This is a genomic window from Halopiger goleimassiliensis (assembly GCF_000455345.1).
Lineage (GTDB): Archaea > Halobacteriota > Halobacteria > Halobacteriales > Natrialbaceae > Halopiger_A > Halopiger_A goleimassiliensis.
Genome location: NZ_HG315690.1, coordinates 2,864,225 through 2,886,698 on the forward strand (window position 1 = coordinate 2,864,225; position 22,474 = coordinate 2,886,698).

The window sequence follows — 22,474 nt, forward strand, 5'->3', positions numbered from 1 at the left end:
CCTCGACCGATGAGCGTCTCGAAGGGCCTCGGCCTCGACCGACTGCGGGGCGCGAACGCCGACCTCGAGCGGCGACTGCTGTTCGGGGCGCTCGCGCTCTTCTGGGCGTGGCTGGCCGGTCGCTGGGGTTACGACTACGTGCTCGCCCGCACGGGCGTCGGCCCCGGTGCGGGCGAGAGCTTCCTCTCGCCGGCCCCGTTCGAGAACCTCGCCGAGACGCTCGAGGGATCGGTCCTCGCCTTCGGACCCGTCAGACTGCCGGTCGACTGGCTCGCCTCGCTCGTCGACGGGATCGCCCTCGCGATCGAGATCGGCCCCGCGCTGGCGACCGGCGCGTGGTACACGGTCGTCCTGACGAGCGTGAGCATCGTCCTCGGCTTCGTCATCGCCGTCCCGTTGGCGGTGCTTCGCGTCTACGGCGGGCCGTTCCGCTGGCTCTCGCTCGTCTACACGGAACTGATCCGCGGGACGCCGCTGCTCGCCCAGCTGTTCGTCCTCTACTACACGCCGTATCTGGCGGTACCCCTGAACGACGTGGGGATCGTCGGGCAGGGGTTCGTCCCCGACTACGCCTTCTGGATCGCCATCGTCGGCTTCACGATCAACGGCTCGGCCTACCAGGCCGAGTACATCCGCGGCGCTTTGGAGAGCGTCGACGAGGGGCAACTGACGGCCGCCCGCGCGATCGGCCTCTCGAAACTCGAGGGGATCCGCCACGTCGTGCTCCCGCAGACGCTGCGGTACGCGATTCCGGCGTGGACGAACGAACTCGTCTACCTGATCAAATACTCCTCGCTGGCGGGCTTCATCACGGTGCCCGAACTCTACTACCGCGCCGACCGGATCGCCTCGTCGACGTTCGAATACACGCCGATCTTCACGCTGCTCGCGCTGGTGTACCTCGGGATCGTGCTCTCGGCGACGAACCTGATGGACCGGGTCGAACGGCGGGTCGCCGTCCCCGGAATCGGCGGTGCGAGCGGACGACAGCAGGGGACGACGGAGTAATCAGTTCGTCGTCGACTTCGAATTCTCGTCGGGTTCCGGCGGCGGTTCGGCACCCTCGATGGCTTCCGCCGCGTCGGTGTCCTTCTCGACGTCGACGTGCCAGCGGTCGACCTCGTCCTCGTACTCGGCGAGCAGCTCCGAGACGTCGTCTTTCAGCACGTCGTCGTTGACGTTGACCTCGAAGACGAACTGCTCGCCGTCCTCCACGCCGCGGGTCGACTGCTGGATGTTCGCACTGACCAGTTCGTTGTCGAAGTAGTAGGGCGCGAGCTGGGTCATCACGTTCTGGTAGACGGTGTCCTCGACCCGTCGCAGCGCCTTGCGTCCGGCGGAGTCGGCCGCCCGCGCGACGTAGTCGATCGACTCCTTCCAGTTGTCCATCGCGGCCTCGGCGTCGTCCTCCTCGAGTTGCTCGTAGGACTCCGAGAGTTTCTCGCCGGCGGTCTTGATGTCCTCGTCGGGTCCCTTGCCGGCCTGTTCGCCCTTGCCCTCCTGGACGCTCGCCTGATCGGCGGTCTTCTCGCTGACGTCCGACTCGAGGGTCTCGTGGGCCTTGGGTCGCCACTCCTCCCACTCCTCGAACGCGCGGGCGAAGCGGGCCCCGTAGGCCTGGTCGGGGTCGTGGACGCCGGCGTCACGCAGCGCGCGCGTGATGCGTTCGCCGTGTTCGACGACGTCGCCCCAGTCGCCGCGAACTTTGAATCCCGAGATGCTCTCTTCCATTCGGCTGGCGCGGTCCTAAGCGTCGGAGCGGTATAAACTTCGTTGCCGGCGCGAAACCGGCCACGACTCGAACGGGGTCGCGAGTCGGCCCGGTCCCGGGACTGGTCCGTTCAGCGCCCGGACATACCGCCGTAGCCGCCGGTCGGCTGGCCGCTCATTCCCTGGCCGTACTGGCCCTGTTCGGGCATTCCCTGCATGCCCCGGCCGCCCGACTGACCCTGCATCCTCATCTCCTGCTGGCCGCCCTGGGACCCCATCCGGCCCCGTGACTGCATCTGTCCCTGTCCACTCGTCCCCATCGCGGAGCCGCCGACCTGCTCGAGCAGCGTCTCGCAGGCGTTCATCGTGCGCTCGATCGTCGCGATCGTCTCCGTGATGTGGCCGTGTCGACCCTCGAACCGCCGGAGTTCCGGGAGCGCCTCGTTGGCGATCCGGACGAACGTATCCGCCACCTCGGGACCGAACATCGAGTCGCGGGCGATCAGCATCTCGTTGAGCGCGGCGATTTCGGCGACGTCCTGGCAGATCCGGGCGCAGATCCCGAGTTCGGGCGCACCCGTCGCACACTCCGTCGCACACCAGGCCGCGACGTGGGAGAGTTCGCTGAAGTCCTCGAGCGCGATCCACAGTTCGTCGGTCATGTGGTCCTCGAAGGTTTGCATGCCCATGCCTGCCGACTGCCCCCCCATGGGCTGCTGGCCCTGCGACGGCATCCCGGACTGGTGGGTCTGCGCTTGCATTTCCTGGCCGTACTGTGACGGCTGCATTCCCTGACTGGATTGGATCGACTGCATTCCCTGGCCGGACTGTGGCGATTGCATCCCTTGACCGGACTGCGGTGTCTGCATCCCCTGGCTGGACTGGGACGACTGCATCCCCCGGCTGGACTGGGTACCCTGACCGGATGGGGACGTTCCGTACTGCTGCTGGCCCCGGGATCCCGTTCCGGATCGCATGGACTGGGATTCGTGCATGGGCTGTGAGCCCATCGCCGACCCCTGCTCGGGCCGTCCCATCCCGGACTGCTGGCTCTGCGACTGCATCGCCATCTCGGCCTGCCGGCGGCCGGAGCCCTGGGACGTCGTCTCACTCCCCGATCCCTGTCGCGCCCCCGACTCGCGCTGTCGGCCTCGAGGATCCATCTCGCCCGTCGGTCGGTTCGGTTCCGTCGGCTGGTTCGGTCGGTTAGCGCCGGTTCCCCGCTCGCTCGAGTGCTGCCCGCGGTGCTGGTCGTTCGTCATGGGACACCGCCCAGTAGCCCGATCGCGCGAGTAAATCGGCTCCACCGTTTCGGACGTTTCCACGCTCAACGCCGGCTTGTGCGGGATCGAATCGTCGCGGTACAGGGAGCCTGCGTCGTGCTGGCATCGTACGAACGAGTAATGGTGGCTTGAGCCGTGCGAGAGACGCTCCCGCGGGGTTCCGACGGCAGACCGATACCATGAACTATCCGGCGAGCACACTGCCGGTATGCCGATCGAAGACCGGGACAACGCCTATCTCATCACCCACGCACTGGCCAAGGACACGCTCTCGCGGATCCGTGACGTCGAAACCGAACAGGTCAGCTTCCGCAAGGGGCTGGTCAAACTCGGCCGCATCTGTGGCTACGAGATCATCGACGGCCGCATGGAAACGGAGTACGTCGAGATCGAGACGCCCCTCGAGGGGACGATGGGCGAGCGCGTCCGCGGGCTCGACGACGTCGTCATCATCAACGTTCTGCGGGCGGCGACGCCGTTCGTCGAGGGGCTGCTGAAGGCGTTCCCCCGCGCCCGCCAGGGCGTCATCAGTGCGAGTCGAGACGAGGAGGCGGGCCGGGACGAGGACGGCTCGTTCCCCATCTCCGTCGACTACGTGAAACTCCCCGAGATCACCGAGGAGGACACGGTGATCATCGCCGATCCGATGCTCGCGACCGGCTCGACGATGTGTACCGTCCTCGAGCACGTCACCGAGAACTCGCCGACCCCGGAGAACCTGATCGTCCTCTCGGCGGTCTCCGCGCCCGAGGGGCTGTTGCGCGTCGGCGAGCAGTTCCCCGAGGCCGACCTGCTGACGGTCTCGATCGACGACCACCTGGACGACGACGGCTTCATCGTGCCCGGCCTCGGTGACGCCGGCGACCGGGCCTTCCGAACGACCTGAATCGACCGCACGCGCATAGAGAAGTCCGACGACCTCGCCGCGTTCGCCGGTCGCGAAGTCGTCTTCCGATCCGGCGAACCGGTGTGGGCGATGACCTACTACGGCGACCCGACGACGCCGGCGGCCGACCGGGCGGAGACCTACGCGTTCCTCCGGGCGGCCCTCGAGCGAGCCACGGCCGAGCGACCGTATCGTGGGCCGACGCGGTTCGAACGCGGCGACCGTGCGTACCTGAGTTCGATCGACGGGACGCTCGATCGGTTCTCCGGCGAGGAACGGATCACGGACGGCGACGAGACGGTCTATCGGGGTGAGTTCGTCGGCGGCCGCCTCGAGTGACCCCCCGGCCCGGGACACCGACGTTTTGCCCGGCGGACGTACGCGCCGTTTTCCTCCCGCGCCGCTGTAGTCGATCCCTCTGCCTTCACAGCAACCCCGGAAGGAAGGAGAACGCAACGCCGGCGACGACGGCCGCGCCACCGCCGATCAACAGTGTTCGGCCGCGGAACCGCAACGTCTCCGTCGCCTCATCTAGCGGTTCGGCTACTACGAAGCACCTGTCTCCGCCGTCGCCGATTTCAGTCTCCAGGTAGCCTTCAGGCCCTGCCGTCCCCGAGGCGTGGCCGACCACCGTCACTTCGTCCCCGGGTTTGAGTGTCGCCTCGCGGACGACGGTGGTCTCGCCGATCGTTCCGTTCTTCGGATCCGTAACGGTGGGTCGTTCGTCCAACTCGTCAGCTAATCGCTGGTCGATGTCGTCACCCCGCGAGAACGTTTCGACGTTCTTGAACCTGAAAGAGTGGTGCGACTCCGACCCCGTCACGTCGCCGGTCGTCCGCCGCTCCAACAGTACCCACGCGCCCTCCGGATTCACCAACACCTCACCGGTGGGCCCGGAGACGTAGAACCGACGTCGCTCCACCCATCGATCACGGAATAGCCACCGGCGCTTCAGTCCGCTCTTCTCGGAAACCTCGGCCACGTAGCACACCGCTTCGTGTCCGGACAGCGGTGCTTCGACCGTTCCATCGGCGACCGTAACTGTCCCGGAAACCACGATTCCGTCGTCCGTCGTACTCCTCGAGCCGACGCCCTCGCCGTCGTCGATCATCGTCCATCGGTCCCGGTTCGACAGCCCGACCGCAATACCGACGCCTCCCGCACCGATTGCGGCGAGACTGATCGTACCCACCACGAGATGTCGTGAGTCCGGTGCGTACGACGAGCCAACCACCCACAGGGCGACGACCACGACGGCTATTCCGGCAACTCCGTACGGGTACTGCACCCCGAGGAACCGGTTGACGCTCTCCAGATGCGGTCCGAGGTGCGTCTTCGTATGGCCGAAATACAGGATAGCGGCGAGAAGGGCCAACAGTCCGAGGTCGAGGACAGCATCACCGTACACAGGAGCGGGGAATCTCCCCATCGTCTAATTGATTTTGGTTTGACATTCCCCGTCACTGGAAGGACGGGTAGCCGCTGGATCGTTCCGACGGAGACTCCGACGGAAGTCGGCGGCTCGAGCGATGCCTGCGACTGCGACGCTGTTCAGTACCCTCCGTCAGTCCCTGGGGCTGGCCAGAAGGGTCGGTGTCGCCGTCCTCGAAAGCCGGGTCCGCAGTCTCGAGGGGACCGACACCGTTCGAGATGAGGTTCCCGAGCAGCTGTTGGACGTGATCGGCAGCGGCGGGATGCCGCTCGACATGTCCGTCCAACGGGCGCTCGAGGAGCGGATGGACGCCGATTTCTCGAACGTCCGGATTCACACGGGGGCGAAAGCCGCCGAGGCCGCTGATGCGATCGACGCGAAGTCGTTCACCTGCGGCAACACGACATCGTCTTCGACACCGGCGAGTTCGATCGTACGAGTCGGATCGAGGCCGGTGTTGGCGAGAGTCGGGCGGTATCGGTGAGAAGCGAACGATCCGATTACCTGCCGCCGCAGGTGTCGATGCCGAACAGCGCGTTCATCGGACACCACTGGATCACCGCGGTCGCGAAGACGTCGCTGCCGGCGACGAATGCGAGCGTTCCGATCGTTCGGTCGCGGTTTCGATAGCCGAACAGTAGCAGTGTCGCGCCCACCAGCATGCGCAGGGTGCGGTCGAACCCGCCGACGTTCTTGTCCATACGCGATCGTCGACCGCCGGCTACGTAGTGGTGCCCCCTGCACTGGAACCGGTCCGGACGTCGCTTCGCCAGGCCTCCCGACGCCGCAACCGACTGCCCCACTACGTTCCCGTCGAGTCGTCCGCGTCGGGTGTCTCGCTTCCGGCCACTCCCTCGTCCGATCCGTACGGATGGCTCGAGAGACCGGCACCGCGCTCGCGCTCGAGCGCAGGGGCGGCGTCGTGGTGCTCGGAGTAGCCGTCGAACCAGCGGGCGATCCGCTCGAGGCGGTCGACGACGTGGGCGGGTTCGCCCGACCGGGAGAGTTCGTGACCCTCCCTGGGGTACCTGACCATCCGCGTCTCGACGCCGTGTTTCTTCAGGCCGAGGTAGAACAGCTCGGCCGTGTTGGCGGGCGTCCGGAAGTCCCGATCGGAGTGGAGCACGAGCGTCGGCGTGTCGACGTCGGGGACGTGGGCGACGGGCGATCGTTCCCAGAGGAATTCGGGTTCCTCCCAGGGCGTCGTGTCGAAGTCGCCCTCGAGGAGCTGAAACGCGTCCGTCGAGCCGTAGAAGCCGGTGAGGTCGTAGACGCCCCGCTGGGAGACGGCCGCCGTGAAGCGGTCGCTGTTGCCGACCGCCCAGGCGGTCATGAAGCCGCCGAAACTGCCGCCGGTGACGAACACCTCCTCGTCGTCGACGTACTCGCGCTCACAGACCGTCTCGACGCCCGCGAGCACGTCGGTGAGGGTGACCTCGCCCCAGTCGCGTTCGATGGCCATGGCGTGGTCCTCGCCGTAGCCCGTCGAGCCGCGGGGGTTACACCAGAAGACGACGTAGCCGCGGGCCGCCAGCGTCTGGAACTCGTGCCACATCGTCCCCGCCGTGGTCCACATCGAGTGGGGGCCGCCGTGGATCTCGACGACGAGCGGGTACGACTCCGAACCAGCGGCGTCGGCGTCGTACGATGGCGGCGTGAGGAGCCAGCCCTGGATCTCGGTCGGCTCCTCGCCGTCGTCCGCCGCGTCCTCGAGTTCGAACCACACCTCCTCGGGCTGGCGAACCGCCCACTCGGCGAGGGAGTCGTCGTTGACGCGGGTCAGCCGGTGGAGTTCGTTCCCCTCGCGGGTCGTCAGGAAGACGTCCCCGGGGTGGTCCCACTCGCTCTGGACGTACGCGACCGCGTCCGCACCGACCGAGAACGCCTCGACGGTGACGCCGTCGCCGTAGATCCGCCGCGGGTCCTCGCTCGCGTCGCCCGGCACCGCCCAGCAGACGCGCGATCCCTCGTCGGGCGTCGTGAAGTACAGTTGTTCTTCCGCGGGGTCCCACTCGTACTGCGACCGCGGTCCGACCGTCCGATCGAGGGGGGCAGTCGGCGTCACCGTCTCGTCGCGCTCGCGGTCGTACACCTCGAGGTCGGTCTGGCGCAGCGAGGCCTGCTCCTCGGGCGTGAAGGGGTAGGCGATCCGGCCGTCGGTCGTGCCGGCCAGCGAGTCGGGACCGAGCCAGCCGACCGTCTCGGTCACCGTCTCGACCGTCTCGGACGCGAGGTCGTGGGCCAGGATCTCGTAGCGCAGCGAGTCGTCGGGGTCCTCGCCGACCTTGGTCGCGTAGTAGACCGTTCCGTCGTCGCCCCACGTCGGCGACACGTAGTCGGCGTCGCCGTCGGTCAGCCGGGTGAGCGGGTGGGCGTCGCGGTCGAGGTCGGCGTCCTCGTCGTCGGCTTCCGGGTCCGGACCCCCGGGTCCGTCCTCGAGCGCCGCCGCGACGTCGAGGACGTAGACGTGGCTCCGGCGGCCGTCGAAGTACTCCGTCGCGGCCCGGTAGATGGTGCGGTCGACGACCCGCGGATCGGGCTGGTCGGGTTCGTACTCCGGATCGACGAGGTAGTCGCGGCCGGCCTCGCGGTCGTCGGCGCTGGCCCGCTGGGAGAACAGCAGCCGCGAGCCGTCGGGGCTCCACTCGAGGCTCTGAACGCCGCCGACGATTTGGGTGACGCGACGAGCCTCGCCGCCGTCGGTGGGGAGGAGCCACAGTTGCTGGCGGTCGCCCTCGCCGCGCGTGCTGGTGAACGCGAGGTACTGGCCGTCGGGGTGCCACCGGGGCTGGCCGTCGACGCCGTCTTCGGCCGTGAACTGCCTGGCCTCGCCGCCCCCGACGGGGACGACGTGAACCGTCGCGGCGTAGGACTCGTCGTCGTCCGGTTCGCGCCGGACGAACGCGACGCGCTCGCCGTCCGGCGACAGCCGGGGTTCCTCGGCGTGGACGAGGTCGTGATAATCCGCAGCCTGGATCTCGTTCATACGTTCCCGAAGCAGCGACGACGTGAAGAAAGTTCACTTCGGCGAACCTCCCCTCCCTCGGCGACTTTCGCACGCAACGTACGTGACAATGACAAAGCACTCGTGGGTGCCGCGAGAGGTCGACCCATGAGCGAGACGTTGCCCGAAGAACGGTCCCCCGAACCGATCACGGTGGAGTCGATCGCGAGCGACCTCCGGGACCTCGGCCTCGAGGCCGGCGACACGGTGCTCGTTCACGGCTCGCTCTCGTCGCTGGGCTGGGTCTGTGGCGGCGCGCCGGCGGTCGTCGACGCCCTCCAGCGCGTCGTGACGGCGGACGGAACGATCGTGATGCCGACCCACTCGCCCGGGAACATGGACCCCGCGGACATGGGGAATCCGCCGGTCCCCGAGTCCTGGTACGACACCATCCGCGAGCAGATGCCGGCCTACCGGCCCGACGTGACGCCGACCCAGGGGATGGGTGCCATCGCCGAGTGTTTCCGATCCTCTCCCGGCGTTCGGCGGAGCGATCACCCCCAGCACTCGTTCGCCGCGTGGGGTGCCGACGCCGCGTTCGTCACCACCGACCACTCGCTCGAACACTCCCTGGGGGAGGGGTCCCCGCTGGCCCGCGTCTACGACCTCGCGGGCGACGTCCTCTTCCTCGGAACCACCCACGCGACGAACACCTCGTTACACCTCGCGGAGTACCGCGCCGACCTCGAGATCGGAACCGAGACCCAGGCCGGCGCGGCCCTCGTCGACGGCGAGCGCGAGTGGCTCGAGTGGGAGGACGTCGCGTTCACCGACGAGGACTTCCAGGCCTGTGGCGACGCGTTCGAACGCGACCACCCCGATCGATTCGAAGCGGGAACCGTCGGCGTCGCCGACGCGAAACGCATCCCGCAGCGCCCCCTCGTGGACTTCGCCGTGGAGTGGCTCGAGGCCAATCGGGACGAGGGCGTATGACGGCCCCTATCGGCGGACGAGGACGCCCGGCGGCCGAATATCGAAGGAGATCCAGCCGTCGTCCTCGGCGTCGTCCGGGTAGTAGTGGACGTGATCCTGATCGGTCAGCGTCGAGTTGTCCTCGTACAGCCTGTACCTGAGAACGTACGGTCGGGACTCGGCGATCGCGTCCCGCTCGAGTTCCCCGTCCGGATCCACGTCGAGTTCGCTGGAGAACACTCGCGCCTCGCTTCGGGTCGCTTCCGCGTTGGCCCGAAAGAGCCACAGTGCGATCGTGTACGGCTCGTCGGTCTGATTGTACACCGCGAGGTCGAGCATCGGGGACTCGTTTGACAGCGCCGAACAGCACGCGAGCGAAGGGACGAGCGCGGCCGACCCGAGGAGCAGTCGTCGTTCCATATATTACGTCCGCTTTCCCGATAAACTCACCGCAGTGTTGAATAGATTATCCTTCGACCGGCGGCCACTCCCAGGCGTCCGCCTCGGCGATGCCCCGGAGTTGTCGCCGGCGATCGGCCAGCTCCGACAGCGAATCGTCGAACTCCGTCTCGTCCACGGTCGGGATGCCCTCCTCGCGCAGGCGCTCTAAGTCCGGCGGGGGCGGGGTCTCGTCGGCCGGTTCGATGAACGCGGTGTCGAGCGTCTGGAGGTAGCTGTCGACGCTCGAGCGGGCGTCCTCGACCAGCGTCGGGTTCGGTTCGACCGACTCGTCGACGCCGTGGCGATACAGCGTCAGCGCGTCGTCGAGGATCGGTACGGCCACGGCGGAGGCGCGGTCGCTCGTCTCGCTGTGGTAGTAGTGGAGGATGGGGTAGGACTTGTGCTGGTCGGCCAGCAGGGAGAGGTCGTCGGCGATCGAGTGCAGCGGGAGTTCGACGCCGCGGAACTCGTCGTCGGTCCACGACGCGCGAACGAACGCCTCGGGGCGCTCGCCGAGGCCGGTGACGTCGCTGGCGAACGACCGCTTCTCCGACACCGCGCCCAGCACCGCCAGCACGTACGACACCGCGAGGGTGACGAAGGCCATCCCCGTCGCGGTCGTGAACGAACTCGCGATCTCCCAGCCGTCGCTGGTCGGCGTGTAGTCGCCGTTGCCGTTCGTGAACATCGTATACGCGACGTAGTAGAACCGACCGGGCCAGTCGGCGGGCGTGCCCGTGTGGGTGCTGACGAGCGCCCACGTGTCGCTGGCGAACAGCAGCGTCCAGCCCAGCCAGAGCAGGCCGATCCACAGCGCCAGCGTCGCCGCGAGGATCAGCGGTCCCGCCAGGCTCAACGCCCGGGACCGATTCCCGGTCGTTCGCCGCAGCCCGCGCCACAGCCCCGTCGTCAGCCGACTCGAGAGCGGCCCGGAGCCGCCGTCGACCCACAGCGTCGTCCAGAGGATGTCCAGGGTCACGGCCAGCAGGAGGACCAGACCGGCCGCGAAAAGGAGCGGTTGCATGTCCCGGCGGCTTCACCGCCCAGCCCCGTCAACGACCGGCCGGCGAATCGGTCGACGCCTCGCCGACGGTGACAGTCCCGGAGGGAAACAGACTGAAAGCGGGGTCGAGTCGTCAGGGTACGCAGGGAGTCAAACGCCCCAGAAATACGCGATGCCGAGGACCGTGACGACTGACAGGAGCAACTGCAGGGGCGCGCCGACGCGGAAGTAGTCGGCGAACCGGTAGCCGCCGGGACCGTAGACGAAGAGGTTCGTCTGGTAGCCGATCGGACCGAGGAAGGCCGTACTCGCGGCGAAGGTCACCGCGAGGACGAACGGATAGGGGTTCGCGCCGATCCCTGCCGCCGCGGCCGCGGCGACGGGGACGAGCAGGACGACGCTGGCGTTGTTGCTGATCACCTCGGTGATCAGCCCGGTGACGATGTAGAACAGCCACAGAACGACGATGGTCGGCAACACGCCCCCGGTCGAGACGACCAGCGAGGCGAGGTAGGCCGCCGCACCCGACCCCTCGAGTGCGATCCCGAGCGGGATCACCCCGGCCAGCAGGAAGATGACGTCCCACTCGACGGCGTCGTACAGTTCGTTCGGGCGGAGGACGCCGGTGACGACCATCGCGACGACGCCGGCCAGCGCGGAGACGAGGATGGGATAGAGTTCGAGGGTGGCGACGGCGACGACGCCGATCATGATCGCGACGGCGATCGGCGCTTTCTCCGTGCGATACTCACGGCGCGGCCGCTCTCGAGCGACGATCACGTCGTCACCCCGGGAGAGGCGCTCGAGGGTGTCCGGCGGGGCCTGCACCAGGAGGGTGTCGCCGACGTCCAGCCGCCGCCCGACGATCCGGTCGCCGACGGTTGCACCCCGTTGGCGGAGTCCGAGGACGGCCGCGCCGAACTCCTCGCGGAACCCCTCGAGGTCGAGTCGGGTGCCGACCAGTTGCGAGTCCAGCGAGACGACCAGTTCCGTGACGACGCCCGACTCCGCCTCCGCGGCGCGGTGGGCAGCCGTCTCGGATCGGCCGACGAGTTCGACGCCGGGAGCGTCCTCGAGCGTGTGGAGCGCCTCGCGATCCGTCCGGACGACGAGGACGTCCCCCTCCGAGAGCGACGTCTCCCGCCGCGGGGCGATCGACCGGGCACCGTCGCGGACGATCTGCACCACGTCGACCGCCGCGCCGAGGGAGTCGGTCGCCTCGCCGACGGTGCCGCCGGCGAACGGCGAGCCGGGAACCACCGAGACGTCCGCGACGTACTCCTCGACGTCGTACTCCTCGAGGTAGTCGGCCCGCGGCGGGACTCGCTCGGGTAGCAGGTAGTGGCTGACGAACACGAGGTAGAGCCCCCCGACGACGACCACGACGACGCCGAGTTTCGTGAACTCGAACATCGAGAAGGGACCGAGTTCGGGGTAGCGCGCGCCCAGCCTGGCGCTGACGTCGCTCGCGAGGAGGTTCGTCGACGTGCCGATGAGGGTGAGCATCCCCCCGACCTGCGAGGCGTACGACAGCGGGATCAACAGCTTCGAGGGCGAGGTGTTGCCGCGATTGGCGACGTCGGTGACGACCGGCACCAGCAACGCGACGACGGGCGTGTTGTTGAGGAAGCCGGAGACGGGACTCGTCGCCGCGACGGTCGCGAACAACTGCTTCCGGACGCTCGTCCCCGCGAAGTCGGCGATTCGCCGTCCGAGTTCCTGGACGATCCCCGTGCGGCTGATGCCGCCGCTGAGGATCAACATGGCGAGTACGGTGATCGTCGCCTCGTTCGCGAACCCCGAGATGCCCGTCGCGGGGTCGATCCCGGTCCAGGGCTCGAGGACGACGAGCACGACGATAAGCAGGATCGCGGTGACGTCGATGGGCAATCGCTCGGTGACGAACAGGGCCAGCGCGAGCACGACGACGCCGAGGACGACGAGGGCGTCGGTCGTGAGCGTCGGTTGGGTCGCGACGTCCTGCGTCGCCGCCACGGCCGCCATGTCCGGCTAGCCACCGGGGAGCCGGGTAAGCGTACTCTACGGGAGAGAGACTGTCAGAAGGCGATGATCGTCAGTGCCCGATCGACGCCCGCGGCGTCCGGCGGGCGTCGGAACCGGGGTCCCGTCGTCGATCCGACGGTCGGTTCGGACGCGGCGTCGTCTCCGGCGTCGCGAGCGGGGACGGAGAGAGCGCGTTACTCGAGCAGCCCCAGATCCTCGAGGCGAGAGACGATCTTGTCGACGGCGTGTTCGGCGTCTTCGGGCTTCTTGCCGCCCGTGATGACCAGCTTCCCGGAGCCGAACAGCAGGGCGACGACCTCGGGTTCGTCGAGGCGGTAGACGAGGCCGGGGAACTGTTCGGGCTCGTACTCGATGTTCTCGAGGCCCAGCCCGATCGCGATCGCGTTCAGGTTGAGGTTGCGACCGAGGTCGGCCGAGGTGACGATGTTCTGGACGACGATCTCGGGGTCCTCGTTGACCTGGATCTGGAGCTCGCGCAGTTTGTCGAAGACGATGCGCAGGCTCTCGTGGACGTCGTCGGTGCTCTTGGCCCCGGTGCAGACGATCTTCCCCGAGCGGAAGATCAACGCCGCGGACTTGGGATTCTGGGTGCGGTAGACGAGACCGGGGAACTGTTCGGGGTCGTAGTCGGCCCCCTCGAGGTCCATCGCGACGCTCTGGAGGTCGAGTTCCTGTCCGATACCGGTCGACGCCACCACGTTTTCGATGTTGATGGTGTCCTTCGGATCCGTCATAAGCCGCTTAAAAAGACGTATTTAAGGTTTATAAAGGTTGGTACCGCCACCCGAGATGTCCGCTTTATCTGACGGACACGACGCCTGAACGGTTCCGTTCTCGGGACAGTCAGAGCGTGTCGGACCGAAGGCGGGCGTCGAAGAACGGACGCCCGCCGTCGGATGAGGGAGTCAGCGGAACCGGTCGACCACGGTCCGGAACCGCTCCTCGTGAACCGGGCGAAACGTCTCGTCCGTGGCGTCGAACGCGGACGGCGTCCAGAACCGGGCTGCCTGCGCGTCGCTGCCTGCTCGTGGCTCGCCGTCGGTCTCGTCGCGGTCGACCGCGTAGAGAATCGACAGCACGTGTTTGCCGTCCCGCGGCGGGAGCGTCGTGGCGTCGACGATCGAGAGCACGCCGGGATCGACCGCGACGCCGGTCTCCTCCTCGAGTTCGCGCGCCGCGGCGACCGCGGGCTCTTCGCCGGCTTCGACGTGGCCGCCGGGAATCGTCCACTCGCCGACGCCCGGGGGTAGCCCGCGTTCGACGCAGAGGACGGCCGGATCGTCGCCCGCGTCGACGACCGCGACCCCGGCACACGGGACCGGATTGTGCCAGACGACCTCCTCACAGGTCGGACACCGCGTTCGTTCACGCCCCTCGAGCGTGATCGACTCGAGTGCCGTGCCACAGTACGGACAGAACTCCGCCGGTCGGCTCACCATCTACGGGCGACTCCGACCTCGAGGGCCATACGGATTGTCGTAGCGGTAGCTCGTCGAGCGCATCGGGACCAACCCGATCAGAGCGTCTTCAGCCCGCTGCCGGTCAGCGGGACGACGACGTCGTCGCTCGCGGAGAGCGTGCCTTGTTCGCGGTACTGCTCGAGCGCCGCGGGCGCGACCGCGCTCGTCGGTTCGACGTAGAAGCCGCTGCGGTGGAGCCGATCCAGCGTGGCCTCGATCGGGTCGCCGCCGAGGGCGATGGCGTCGCCGTCGGTCGCCTCGATCGCCTCGTAAAGCTCGTCCTCGCGGGCGGGTGCTGCGATCTCGATGCCGTCGGCGACGTCGGTCGACTCGTCGGCCCCGCCGAGAGGGTCGCCGCCGACCGACTCGACGATCGGTGCGGTGCCGGCGGCCTGCGCGCCGAGCAGTCGGGGCACGTCGTCGACGATGCCGGCCTCCTCGAGCAGGGAAAAGCCCCGATAAGCGCCGAGAAAGAGCGTTCCGTGGCCGATCGGGAGTACGACGGCGTCGGGGACGGTCCAGTCCCGCTGAGCCGCAACCTCGAACGCGAAGGTCATCGTCCCCGCGTAGAAGGCCGGGTTCCAGGCGTGGCTGGCGTACCAGCCCTCGCCGGTCTGGAAGGGCGCGTCGTCGCCGTCGGCGGTCTCGCCCTCGACAGTCCCGATACAGGCGTCGGTCACGTCCTGACGGCTGCCCTCGATTCGAACCGGCCGCGCGCCCGCCCGCTGGATCGCCATCAGCTTCGACTGTTTGACGTCCGCGGGGACGTAGACGTCGGCCTCGAGCCCCGCACGGGCTGCGTAGGTAGCGATGGCAGCGCCGGCGTTGCCCGAGGAGTCCTCGACGACCTTCTCGACGCCGAGTTCGACCGCCCGCGAGAGCGTCGTCGTCGCGCCGCGGTCCTTGAACGATCCCGTCGGGAAGACGTACTCGAGTTTGAACGCCGCGTCCCACGCCGGCGCGTCGACCAGCGGCGTAAAGCCCTCGTGGAACGTGACGTGGGGTTCGATCGGCAGGAACTCGAAGAACGTCCAGAGCCCGTCGCTCGTATCCAGCCGCGAGAGCGGCAACGGTTCGCCCTCGGGGTAGGGGCGGTCGGCGAACTCGAGGGCGCGGCCACAGGCACACCGCCACGGTTCCGCCGGGCCGGCATCGTAGGTCCGCTCGCAGTCGGGGCAGTAGAGATCAGCGGGCATGTTAGTAGGTATCGACGTCGGTACCGACCGAGCAGACGTACTCGCCGGTCGCGACCTGCGGAAGTCGCCGCGTCCGCCAGAGAATACCGCTGCTGTCGGCAGTGACGGTCGCCTTCGGTTCGCCGAACGGGGAGGTCACTTCGAAGAGCGTCTGCCCGCGACTGACCTCTTCACCGAGGTCCGCCTGGAAGTCGACGAGACCGCCGACCGGCGAGCCGTACTGTTCGAAGCCGCCGGCCCGGGTCTGGCGCTCGGGCGTTCGCTCGCCCTCGAGGAAGTCGTAGTACCGGAGCACGTTGAACACGCCCCGGACGCCCTTCTCGATGCTCCGTTCGTCCCAGCCGACGGCACCGCCGAGTTCGGGATCGACGGTCGGAATCCCCTCGTCCGGGGCGACCCGGGCGAGTTGACCGTCCGGCCCCTTCTGGTCGAGGACGTAGCCACAGCCGAAGGCCTTCGCGAGTTCGAGACACTCCTCGTACATGCGATGGCGGCGGCCACAGCGGACCCGTACTTCGTCGATCATCCGGCTGGTCGAGCCCTGATGGAGGTCGAGAATGAGATCGGCCCGCGTCGCCGCCTCGAACGTCGCCGCCGAGATGCGCTCGCTCGAGGTGCCGTTCTCGTCACCCGGGTAGGTCCGGTTCATCTTCGTGTCGTCGATCGGATTCCGGTGCTGGGCCACCTGGAACCCGTGGTAGTTGACGATCCCGGTCAGCAGGATCGTCCCGGAGAGCTCAGACGGATCGAGCTGTGGAACGACGCGCTGGATGACGCCGATCCCGTTCAACTCGTCGCCGTCGCTGGCCGCCTGCACGTACAGCGTCTTCCCGGACTCCGCGCCGTTGACCACGGCCACAGGTAGCCCGAAGGGGCTTCCGTCCCGGGTTTCGCCCACCTCGAGCCGGCCCGTATCGATCTCGCCGGGTCCGGCGCTCGCCGTTCCGAGCGTCGTCGTCATGTCCGTGACGATGGACCGATCAACCATTATACTGTCCTTTGCCCGTGACGTCCGCCGGATTCGAACCGATCGGTTCGCCGACAGTACGGGAACCGCAGAAGGAATCCGACGTGTTAGCGCTCCCGCCGCAGCCGATCGACGACGAACTCGCGATCGACTTTCGCGAGGAACGGGCCGAGTTTCGGTCCCTGGTCCTCGTCGAAGAAGAGCCGGTAGCCAGCGCCGAAGAAGTCGCCGATGTCGACGTCGTGTCGCTTCGCCGTCTCGTAGATCTCGCCCTGTAATTCGTCGGGGTCGACGTCGTCGCCCGACGCGACGAAATCGGCGAGGTCCTCGAGCGCGGCTTCGGTGGCCGCGTCGAACTCGTGGTCGGGGATCTCGGAGCGTTTGAGTTCGTAATCGAACTCGTTGCCGGTCCGGCGCGCCCAGTTGCGGGCCTTCTCGACCCGCGCGAGGGCGTCCTCGACGGCCCACTCGGGCGCGTCGTCGGGGATGTGCCCCTCCTTGCGGGCGACTTCCTCGCGCAGGTCGGGGTCGTCGAACATTCCGAGGACGGCGGCGAAGGTGTAGGGAAGCCGGATCCGCTCCTCGCGCGGTTCGTCCACGACGAACGGATAGACGCGTTCGGCGAACGCCTGCTCGTCCTCGTCGGCGTCGACCTCGCCGAAGTAGATCCGCTCGAGGCGGTCGAACTCGTCGACCAGCTGGTCGAGCCGTTCGATGCTGAAGTCCCTGGCCTTGGCCGGATCTTTCGCGAAGAAGTAGCGCAGGACCTCCGGCTCGAGCAACTCGAGGACGTCCGAGACCAGAATGACGTTGCCCTCCGAGGAGGAGAACGGCTCGCCCTCGAGGGTGAACCACTCGTAGACCATCGGGACGGGCGGTTCGATCTCGAGGACGTTGCGCGCGACGTCCTGCCCGCTGGGCCAGGAGCCCTCGGCGTGGTCCTTGCCGAAGGGTTCGAAGTCGACGCCGAGGGTCTGCCACTGGCCGGGCCACTCGAAGCGCCAGGGCATCTTGCCCTCGCGGATCGAGACGGTGCCCTCGTGGCCACAGCCCTCGATGGTCTGATCACCGGCCTCGATGTCGGTACACTCGTAATCGACGGTGCCGACCTCGCCAGCGTCTACGTCGACGCTCGTGACGGTCTCCGTGATCTTGCCACACTCCTCGCAGATGGGGTTGAACGGAACGTAGTCGCCGTCGGCGTCGACCTTGTCCTGGTACTGCGAGAGGACCTCGCGAGCGCGGTCCCGGTGCTCGAGGACGTGCCGAACGACGTCGTCGAACGAACCGTCCTCGTAGAGGTCCGTCGTCGAGACGAAGTCGATCGGCACGTCGACGGCGTCGGCGCTGTCCTGGATGATCGCCGCAAAGTGGTCGCCGTAGGAGTCACAGCAGCCGAAGGGGTCGGGGATGTCCGTGTACGGCGAGCCGAGGTTGCGCCCGAGCGCGCCCGCGTCGACCTCCCCGAGGTCGACGAGGTTCCCCTCGAGGTCACAGAGGGTTCGGGGCAGTTTCCGGAGCGGGTCCCGATCGTCGGCGGTGAAGACCTGCCGGACCTCGTAGCCGCGTTCGCGCAGGACTTCGGCGACGAAGTAGCCCCGCATGATCTCGTTGACGTTGCCCAGGTGGGGGACGCCCGACGGCGAGATGCCGCCCTTGACGACGATCGGTTCCTCGGGATCGCGCTCGAGAACGCGATCTGCGACCGTATCGGCCCAGAACGCGTGTCGGGCGTCCTCGTCGTCCCGCTGGAGTGTGTAGGGGCTGTACTCGTCCGGAACGGTGGGTTCGGAATCGTCGCTCATTCCTCGCTCGCCCAGTAGGTCGGTTCCGCGCCGACGCCCTCCGGGACGACGTCGGTGCCGTCGTGTTCGCCGAACCGGACCGCCCGCGCGATCCGGTCGGGATCGGTGCCGTCCAGGACGATCGTCCGCATGCCCGACCGCTGGATGATCTTCGCCGCCAGCAGGTCGACCGGGGCCGAGGCACCGGCGTTCATCTCGAGGCCGGCGATGGCGTCGACGAGTTCGGTCGCGGTGAGTTCGTCGTACTTCGTCGCGTCGTCGTCCTCGTTCGGGTCGGCGCTGTAGACGCCGGGGACGCTCGTCGCGTAGACGAGCAGGTCGGCGTCGACGTACTCCGCGAGCGCGGCCCCGACGGCGTCGGTCGTCTGTGCGGGCGCGACCCCACCCATGACCGAGATACCGCCGCGTCGCAGGGCTTCGCCGGCTTCCTCGTAGTTCTCCGCCGGCGCGGTGACCGCGTCCTCGCCGAGTGCGGCGATCAGCAACCGCGCGTTGAGCCGGGTAACGTCGATCCCCAGCTGGTCGAGTTCGATCTCGTTCGCTCCCAGGTCACGTGCAGCAGCGATGTACTCGCGGGCGACGCCGCCGCCCCCCACGACCGCACCGACGCGACAGCCGTCCGCCACGAGGTCTTCGACGACGGCCGCGTGCTCCGCAACCCGATCCCCGCCCGGTTCGGGCACGAGCACGCTCCCGCCGATAGAGACGACCACTTTCATACTACCGCGGTCTTACCGGGTCGGAATCTTAAGGGTTGCCAACCGGGCCGCTCGCGGCCCCAGATCCTGAGAATCCGCAACACGACGAGGATCCCCACGCACTCGTGGTCCGCGGACCGAGGCTACCACTCCGTCGCGGGCTACTGCGGCCCCGGTCCATCCGCGACCATCCGTTGCTCGAGGTCCTCGCGGATCGACTCGGCGCGGTCGCGTTCCGCGGCCGCGGCCGCGTCCTCGCCGAGTTCCTCGAGCGCGCGGGCGCGCTCCTCGTGGACGGTGACCGTCCGGTAGCCGAGTCGGACGGCGTTGTCGAGACACTCGCGGGCGAGTTCGGGTCGGCCCCGCTCGAGTTCCATGAAGCCGATGTTGTACCACGCCTGTCCGAGTCGCGGGTTCGCGCGGACGGCGTCCTCGGCGTGCTGGAACGCCCGCTCGTCCTCGCCGCGTTCCCAGAGCGCGTACGCGAGATTCGTGTGAGCCTCCGCCGCGAAGGGGCCGTCCTCGAGGACGGACAGCGCCTCACGGTGGGCCCCAGCCGCGGCGTCCCACTCCTCGAGTTCCGCGTGGGCGATCCCCTTGTTCACCCAGGCCTCCTGCTCGCGTTCGGGATCGTCGGCGAAGCGGGCCGCCCGCTCGAAGGCGTCGGCGGCCTGTTCGTGGCGGTTGATCCCGACGTACTCGAGGCCGACGTCGATCAGGGCGTCGGCGTCGACCTGCTCGGTCGGCACGTGCGCCTCGTCGAGCAGGTCCGGCAGTACGCGGGTGTCGACCGGATCGATCTCGTCGGGCGAGAGCGAGAGCATCGGCCGTCGCGCCTCGGGATCGCCCGTCCCGTCCTCGGGCAGTTCGAACTCGAGGTCGAACCCCTCGTACGGATCCTCGAACCCCTGACCGCTGGAGTACTGATGGCTCTCCCGTTCTGCCATACGTCGGTCGTTCGTTCCGACTCGTCGGTCAGAGAAGTTTCGATTTCGACGCGTCCGGACGCTCCACTTCGGTGCGGCGGGTTCAGTCGAGCGGGAGGACGAGCGCCTCACCGTCGCGGCCGAACGTCGTGCCGTACGGTTCGGAGCGGTCGCGCATTCGTCGACGGGACCACTCGGCGGCCTCGGAACCCGCCTCGTGGACCGCACAGTCGCCGATCTCGATCGGCTCGAGGCGAAGCGTCTCGAGAGCGCCGTCGGCGTCCGTCTCGAGGACGAAGAGGAAGCCCCGGTCGTTTCGCAACTCGGGATCGACGCGGTAATCGTCGACGAAGTCGCCGGCATCGTACATAATCGGACTCCCCTCGTGGACCTCGATGCCCTGGAAGACGTGGGCGCTGTGGCCGTGGATGACGTCGACCCCCTCCTCGACGAGCCAGCGGCCGAACGCGCGGAACGCGTCGGGCGGCTCCGTGACCATGTTCGGCCCCCAGTGCAGCGAGGCGACGAGCAGGTCGGGATCCGTCGCTCGGGCGCGATCGAGGGCCGTTCGAACCCGCTGGCGCGTCCGGGCGTCCTGGTCGTTCCACCGCTGCCCGCCAGGGGTACGACGCGTCTCGTCGATCGGAATCCACGCCGTCCCCGGCGAGTCCTCGTCGGCCGCGTACTCCGGCGTGTTGTCCGTGAACGAGACGACCGCCAGATCGAGGTCGGCGATCGATCGGGTCGCCGGCTCGAGCGCCGCGTCGATCGTCTCCCCCGCCCCCGCGTGGGCGATCCCCGCCTCGTCGAGGTGCGCGAGCGTATCCCGCAGGGCGACTTCCTCGTAGTCGAGGACGTGGTTGTTCGCGAGCGCACAGACGTCCACTCCCGCGCGCTCGAGCGCGGGCACCGCCCGGTCGGGATCCGCGCGGAAGTGAAACGGCCGGTGCGTCCGCTGCCACTCGCTCCCGCGGTTCGAGAGGACGCACTCGAGGTTGATGACGAGGCCGTCGAGGTCCCGGAGGCGGTCGCCGACGTCGCCCCAGACGGCGTCGACCGAGCGGCGTCGCTGGCGGTCGTCGACCACCCGACCGAGCATGACATCGCCCGTGAACCCGATCTCGAGGGTCATACGCGATCGGTCGACGTGCACGTGCAAAATCCCCTTCCAGCCGCGCCACCCGCCGCGGGTCCGAACGCCACCTGCGATAGCTACAAACCGCGAGGGCGGCATACCTGAACTATGTACGTACTCGGAGTTCTCGACCGCGGGGCGAGCCGGGAGACCCTCGAGACGGTGGTCGATCGGGTGGTCGACCGACTCTCCCGCGAGGGCCGCGTCGGCGTCGTCCGGTACGACGCCACGATCGCCGACGGCACCGCCGCGAGCGAGTCGCTCACGTTCGGCGGCGACGTCACCTACGACCTGGGAGCCGACGGCGACTGGGAAGCCTGCGGGACCGGGATGACGGTCGCGGACGCACTCGATCGGTTGACCCCGACCTGCGACTACGCCGTCGTGGTCGGCGTCCCGGACCTCCGGTACCCGACGATTCAGGTCGGGCCGGAGGCGCAAGCGAACGAGGAAGACGACGTTCTCGCGTCGGTCGAGACCGCGGGCGACCTCGAGGAGACGACCCTGCTCGAGGCGCTCGAGGCGACCGAGCCCCACCAGACGCTCGAGTCGCTGGTCGCGCGCGTCAAACGATCGCCGGACGCCGATCTGGCGGGGGCCATCGCCACGTTCACCGGCCGCGTGCGGACGAAAGACGACGCCGCGGACGCACCGACGGAGTACCTCGAGTTCGAGAAGTACGAGGGCGTCGCCGACGAGCGGATGACCGCGCTCGAGGCCGACCTCGAAGAGCGCGACGGGGTCCACGCGGTCGAACTCTACCACCGAACCGGCGTCGTCGAGAGCGGCGAGGACATCGTCTTCGTCGTCGTGCTCGCGGGTCACCGCGAGGAAGCGTTTCGCACGGTCGAAGACGGAATCGACCGCCTCAAAGACGAGGTCCCCCTCTTCAAGAAGGAGGTCACCGTCGAGGACGAGTTCTGGGTCCACGAGCGCACCGAGTAATTCTATCCAACCCACGACGCGTAGAAACGAAGTGGATTCAGTCTCGAGTGAGTGTCCATTCTCCATGAGAACCCAGACAGAGATAATGGATTAGAATCGGTTCTAAAACGTCTCGGGCGTTCTGAGACCGTCGTAAAAAGTCAAGATCGCGTGAATAAAAGATTCATTATCCGCGATACGCCTGAACGCAGTCGAAATCTCCCGAAGTAACCAGCCTTTATAACAGGTATCCGGAACAAGCGGGAGATGTCGATGAGCACGACAGCCCAACCCTCCACGGAAAGCAAGGAACGCCGCCTCAAACGCTACCTTCGCGAACGCGCCGAAGACGGAGAGCTGTACTTCAAAGGCAAGTTCATCGCCGACGACGTCGGCATGTCGCCGAAAGAGATCGGCGCGCTGATGGTCAAACTCTCCGACTCGGTCGAGGACCTGGAGATCGAGAAGTGGTCGTACACGAGCGCGACCACGTGGCGCGTCGCCCCCGCGTAACTGTCGTGCACGGACGTACGACACCCCTCCCGCTGCCTCGGTCACTCCACCGCTGACGGATTCCCCCTGATCCGTCGTCCCCGCTTGCTGTTTCGCCGGCGTGCGACGGTGCACCCGGCACGCTCCGTTCTCGCCCGCCAGTGACGACGTCGGT

Annotated in this window: 22 protein-coding genes and 1 pseudogene; 7 read left to right on the top strand and 16 right to left on the bottom strand. The window is 67.9% G+C overall.

Annotated elements, in window-relative coordinates:
* Positions 1 to 9 precede the first annotated feature (9 nt).
* The gene (locus TX79_RS14035; protein WP_049928059.1) at positions 10 to 1,008 is read left to right on the top strand and encodes an amino acid ABC transporter permease; all 999 of its coding nucleotides are present in this window, start codon (positions 10 to 12) and stop codon (positions 1,006 to 1,008) included.
* On the opposite strand, the gene TX79_RS14040 is transcribed toward TX79_RS14035, so the two are convergent.
* Together TX79_RS14040 and TX79_RS19905 are read right to left on the bottom strand one after the other, a co-directional pair.
* Positions 1,009 to 1,731, bottom strand: a complete 723-nt coding sequence (locus TX79_RS14040) for a DUF5828 family protein (RefSeq protein WP_049928060.1) — start codon at positions 1,729 to 1,731, stop codon at positions 1,009 to 1,011. It abuts the gene before it with no gap.
* A gap of 110 nt (positions 1,732 to 1,841) precedes the next feature.
* A complete protein-coding gene (locus TX79_RS19905; protein ID WP_230198580.1) occupies positions 1,842 to 2,972 on the bottom strand; it encodes a hypothetical protein in 1,131 nt (376 codons plus the stop codon).
* A gap of 229 nt (positions 2,973 to 3,201) precedes the next feature.
* Here TX79_RS19905 and upp point away from each other — a divergent pair, with 229 nt between their 5' ends.
* Positions 3,202 to 3,879: a uracil phosphoribosyltransferase gene (gene upp / locus TX79_RS14050; protein WP_049928061.1), complete on the top strand. Its 678-nt coding sequence runs from the start codon at positions 3,202 to 3,204 to the stop codon at positions 3,877 to 3,879.
* 15 nt (positions 3,880 to 3,894) lie between these two features.
* Complete coding sequence (locus TX79_RS14055; protein ID WP_268257992.1) at positions 3,895 to 4,218, top strand: DUF5680 domain-containing protein; 324 nt, start codon at positions 3,895 to 3,897, stop codon at positions 4,216 to 4,218.
* Between the two features lie 85 nt (positions 4,219 to 4,303).
* Here the strand turns inward: TX79_RS14055 and TX79_RS14060 are convergent, their stop codons facing one another.
* Positions 4,304 to 5,308: a hypothetical protein gene (locus tag TX79_RS14060; protein ID WP_154660526.1), complete on the bottom strand. Its 1,005-nt coding sequence runs from the start codon at positions 5,306 to 5,308 to the stop codon at positions 4,304 to 4,306.
* Positions 5,309 to 5,450: 142 nt separating this feature from the next.
* Between TX79_RS14060 and TX79_RS14065 the strand changes: the two are divergent.
* Positions 5,451 to 5,752: pseudogene (locus TX79_RS14065) on the top strand (eCIS core domain-containing protein); the annotation flags it as partial.
* Positions 5,753 to 5,811: 59 nt separating this feature from the next.
* On the opposite strand, the gene TX79_RS14070 reads toward TX79_RS14065, so the two are convergent.
* Together TX79_RS14070 and TX79_RS14075 are read right to left on the bottom strand one after the other, a co-directional pair.
* Positions 5,812 to 6,012, bottom strand: a complete 201-nt coding sequence (locus tag TX79_RS14070) for a YgaP family membrane protein (RefSeq protein ID WP_049928065.1) — start codon at positions 6,010 to 6,012, stop codon at positions 5,812 to 5,814.
* Positions 6,013 to 6,113: 101 nt separating this feature from the next.
* Complete coding sequence (locus TX79_RS14075) at positions 6,114 to 8,297, bottom strand: S9 family peptidase (RefSeq protein WP_049928067.1); 2,184 nt, start codon at positions 8,295 to 8,297, stop codon at positions 6,114 to 6,116.
* Positions 8,298 to 8,423: 126 nt separating this feature from the next.
* On the opposite strand from TX79_RS14075, the gene TX79_RS14080 reads away from it, so the two are divergent.
* On the top strand, positions 8,424 to 9,248 hold the full coding sequence (locus tag TX79_RS14080; protein ID WP_049928068.1) for an aminoglycoside N(3)-acetyltransferase: 825 nt from the start codon (positions 8,424 to 8,426) through the stop codon (positions 9,246 to 9,248).
* 6 nt (positions 9,249 to 9,254) lie between these two features.
* Here the strand turns inward: TX79_RS14080 and TX79_RS14085 are convergent, their stop codons facing one another.
* From TX79_RS14085 to TX79_RS14135, 11 genes are all read right to left on the bottom strand, one after another.
* Positions 9,255 to 9,647 (bottom strand): hypothetical protein, encoded by a 393-nt coding sequence (locus tag TX79_RS14085; RefSeq protein ID WP_049928069.1) that lies wholly within the window; start codon positions 9,645 to 9,647, stop codon positions 9,255 to 9,257.
* A 46-nt stretch (positions 9,648 to 9,693) separates the two neighbouring features.
* Positions 9,694 to 10,692: a potassium channel family protein gene (locus tag TX79_RS14090; RefSeq protein WP_049928070.1), complete on the bottom strand. Its 999-nt coding sequence runs from the start codon at positions 10,690 to 10,692 to the stop codon at positions 9,694 to 9,696.
* Positions 10,693 to 10,821: 129 nt separating this feature from the next.
* Positions 10,822 to 12,675: an SLC13 family permease gene (locus TX79_RS14095; protein ID WP_049928071.1), complete on the bottom strand. Its 1,854-nt coding sequence runs from the start codon at positions 12,673 to 12,675 to the stop codon at positions 10,822 to 10,824.
* A 194-nt stretch (positions 12,676 to 12,869) separates the two neighbouring features.
* Positions 12,870 to 13,430 (bottom strand): TATA-box-binding protein, encoded by a 561-nt coding sequence (locus TX79_RS14100; RefSeq protein ID WP_006671604.1) that lies wholly within the window; start codon positions 13,428 to 13,430, stop codon positions 12,870 to 12,872.
* Between the two features lie 171 nt (positions 13,431 to 13,601).
* On the bottom strand, positions 13,602 to 14,135 hold the full coding sequence (locus TX79_RS14105; RefSeq protein ID WP_049928072.1) for an NUDIX domain-containing protein: 534 nt from the start codon (positions 14,133 to 14,135) through the stop codon (positions 13,602 to 13,604).
* A 77-nt stretch (positions 14,136 to 14,212) separates the two neighbouring features.
* Positions 14,213 to 15,352: a pyridoxal-phosphate dependent enzyme gene (locus TX79_RS14110; RefSeq protein ID WP_049928073.1), complete on the bottom strand. Its 1,140-nt coding sequence runs from the start codon at positions 15,350 to 15,352 to the stop codon at positions 14,213 to 14,215.
* A gap of 1 nt (position 15,353) precedes the next feature.
* Positions 15,354 to 16,313, bottom strand: coding sequence for a succinylglutamate desuccinylase/aspartoacylase family protein (locus tag TX79_RS14115; RefSeq protein WP_049928410.1), 960 nt, complete (start codon positions 16,311 to 16,313; stop codon positions 15,354 to 15,356).
* Positions 16,314 to 16,426: 113 nt separating this feature from the next.
* Positions 16,427 to 18,124 (bottom strand): lysine--tRNA ligase, encoded by a 1,698-nt coding sequence (lysS, locus tag TX79_RS14120; RefSeq protein WP_049928074.1) that lies wholly within the window; start codon positions 18,122 to 18,124, stop codon positions 16,427 to 16,429.
* Complete coding sequence (gene pyrH, locus TX79_RS14125) at positions 18,121 to 18,843, bottom strand: UMP kinase (protein ID WP_049928075.1); 723 nt, start codon at positions 18,841 to 18,843, stop codon at positions 18,121 to 18,123. The genes lysS and pyrH overlap by 4 nt, the downstream gene beginning before the upstream one ends.
* A gap of 140 nt (positions 18,844 to 18,983) precedes the next feature.
* Positions 18,984 to 19,769: a tetratricopeptide repeat protein gene (locus tag TX79_RS14130; protein WP_049928076.1), complete on the bottom strand. Its 786-nt coding sequence runs from the start codon at positions 19,767 to 19,769 to the stop codon at positions 18,984 to 18,986.
* An 82-nt stretch (positions 19,770 to 19,851) separates the two neighbouring features.
* Positions 19,852 to 20,880, bottom strand: a complete 1,029-nt coding sequence (locus tag TX79_RS14135) for a CapA family protein (RefSeq protein ID WP_049928077.1) — start codon at positions 20,878 to 20,880, stop codon at positions 19,852 to 19,854.
* Positions 20,881 to 20,991: 111 nt separating this feature from the next.
* Between TX79_RS14135 and TX79_RS14140 the strand changes: the two genes are divergently transcribed.
* Both TX79_RS14140 and TX79_RS14145 read left to right on the top strand, forming a co-directional pair.
* Complete coding sequence (locus TX79_RS14140) at positions 20,992 to 21,828, top strand: molybdopterin synthase (protein WP_049928078.1); 837 nt, start codon at positions 20,992 to 20,994, stop codon at positions 21,826 to 21,828.
* A gap of 246 nt (positions 21,829 to 22,074) precedes the next feature.
* Positions 22,075 to 22,320, top strand: coding sequence for a DUF7123 family protein (locus tag TX79_RS14145; RefSeq protein ID WP_049928079.1), 246 nt, complete (start codon positions 22,075 to 22,077; stop codon positions 22,318 to 22,320).
* Positions 22,321 to 22,474: the final 154 nt, after the last annotated feature.

What these genes read in the sequence shown, in the direction of transcription:
- TX79_RS14080 (WP_049928068.1), top strand. Translation starts at nt 8,424, where the DNA reads ATGAGCGAGACGTTGCCCGAAGAACGGTCCCCCGAACCGATCACGGTG.
- TX79_RS14140 (WP_049928078.1), top strand. Translation starts at nt 20,992, where the DNA reads ATGTACGTACTCGGAGTTCTCGACCGCGGGGCGAGCCGGGAGACCCTC.
- TX79_RS14110 (WP_049928073.1), bottom strand. Translation starts at nt 15,352, where the DNA reads ATGCCCGCTGATCTCTACTGCCCCGACTGCGAGCGGACCTACGATGCC.
- TX79_RS14060 (WP_154660526.1), bottom strand. Translation starts at nt 5,308, where the DNA reads ATGGGGAGATTCCCCGCTCCTGTGTACGGTGATGCTGTCCTCGACCTC.
- TX79_RS14040 (WP_049928060.1), bottom strand. Translation starts at nt 1,731, where the DNA reads ATGGAAGAGAGCATCTCGGGATTCAAAGTTCGCGGCGACTGGGGCGAC.
- TX79_RS19905 (WP_230198580.1), bottom strand. Translation starts at nt 2,972, where the DNA reads ATGACGAACGACCAGCACCGCGGGCAGCACTCGAGCGAGCGGGGAACC.
- TX79_RS14130 (WP_049928076.1), bottom strand. Translation starts at nt 19,769, where the DNA reads ATGGCAGAACGGGAGAGCCATCAGTACTCCAGCGGTCAGGGGTTCGAG.
- TX79_RS14135 (WP_049928077.1), bottom strand. Translation starts at nt 20,880, where the DNA reads ATGACCCTCGAGATCGGGTTCACGGGCGATGTCATGCTCGGTCGGGTG.
- upp (WP_049928061.1), top strand. Translation starts at nt 3,202, where the DNA reads ATGCCGATCGAAGACCGGGACAACGCCTATCTCATCACCCACGCACTG.
- TX79_RS14115 (WP_049928410.1), bottom strand. Translation starts at nt 16,313, where the DNA reads ATGACGACGACGCTCGGAACGGCGAGCGCCGGACCCGGCGAGATCGAT.
- TX79_RS14095 (WP_049928071.1), bottom strand. Translation starts at nt 12,675, where the DNA reads ATGGCGGCCGTGGCGGCGACGCAGGACGTCGCGACCCAACCGACGCTC.
- TX79_RS14075 (WP_049928067.1), bottom strand. Translation starts at nt 8,297, where the DNA reads ATGAACGAGATCCAGGCTGCGGATTATCACGACCTCGTCCACGCCGAG.
- pyrH (WP_049928075.1), bottom strand. Translation starts at nt 18,843, where the DNA reads ATGAAAGTGGTCGTCTCTATCGGCGGGAGCGTGCTCGTGCCCGAACCG.
- TX79_RS14100 (WP_006671604.1), bottom strand. Translation starts at nt 13,430, where the DNA reads ATGACGGATCCGAAGGACACCATCAACATCGAAAACGTGGTGGCGTCG.
- TX79_RS14085 (WP_049928069.1), bottom strand. Translation starts at nt 9,647, where the DNA reads ATGGAACGACGACTGCTCCTCGGGTCGGCCGCGCTCGTCCCTTCGCTC.
- TX79_RS14090 (WP_049928070.1), bottom strand. Translation starts at nt 10,692, where the DNA reads ATGCAACCGCTCCTTTTCGCGGCCGGTCTGGTCCTCCTGCTGGCCGTG.
- TX79_RS14105 (WP_049928072.1), bottom strand. Translation starts at nt 14,135, where the DNA reads ATGGTGAGCCGACCGGCGGAGTTCTGTCCGTACTGTGGCACGGCACTC.
- TX79_RS14070 (WP_049928065.1), bottom strand. Translation starts at nt 6,012, where the DNA reads ATGGACAAGAACGTCGGCGGGTTCGACCGCACCCTGCGCATGCTGGTG.
- TX79_RS14145 (WP_049928079.1), top strand. Translation starts at nt 22,075, where the DNA reads ATGTCGATGAGCACGACAGCCCAACCCTCCACGGAAAGCAAGGAACGC.
- lysS (WP_049928074.1), bottom strand. Translation starts at nt 18,124, where the DNA reads ATGAGCGACGATTCCGAACCCACCGTTCCGGACGAGTACAGCCCCTAC.
- TX79_RS14035 (WP_049928059.1), top strand. Translation starts at nt 10, where the DNA reads ATGAGCGTCTCGAAGGGCCTCGGCCTCGACCGACTGCGGGGCGCGAAC.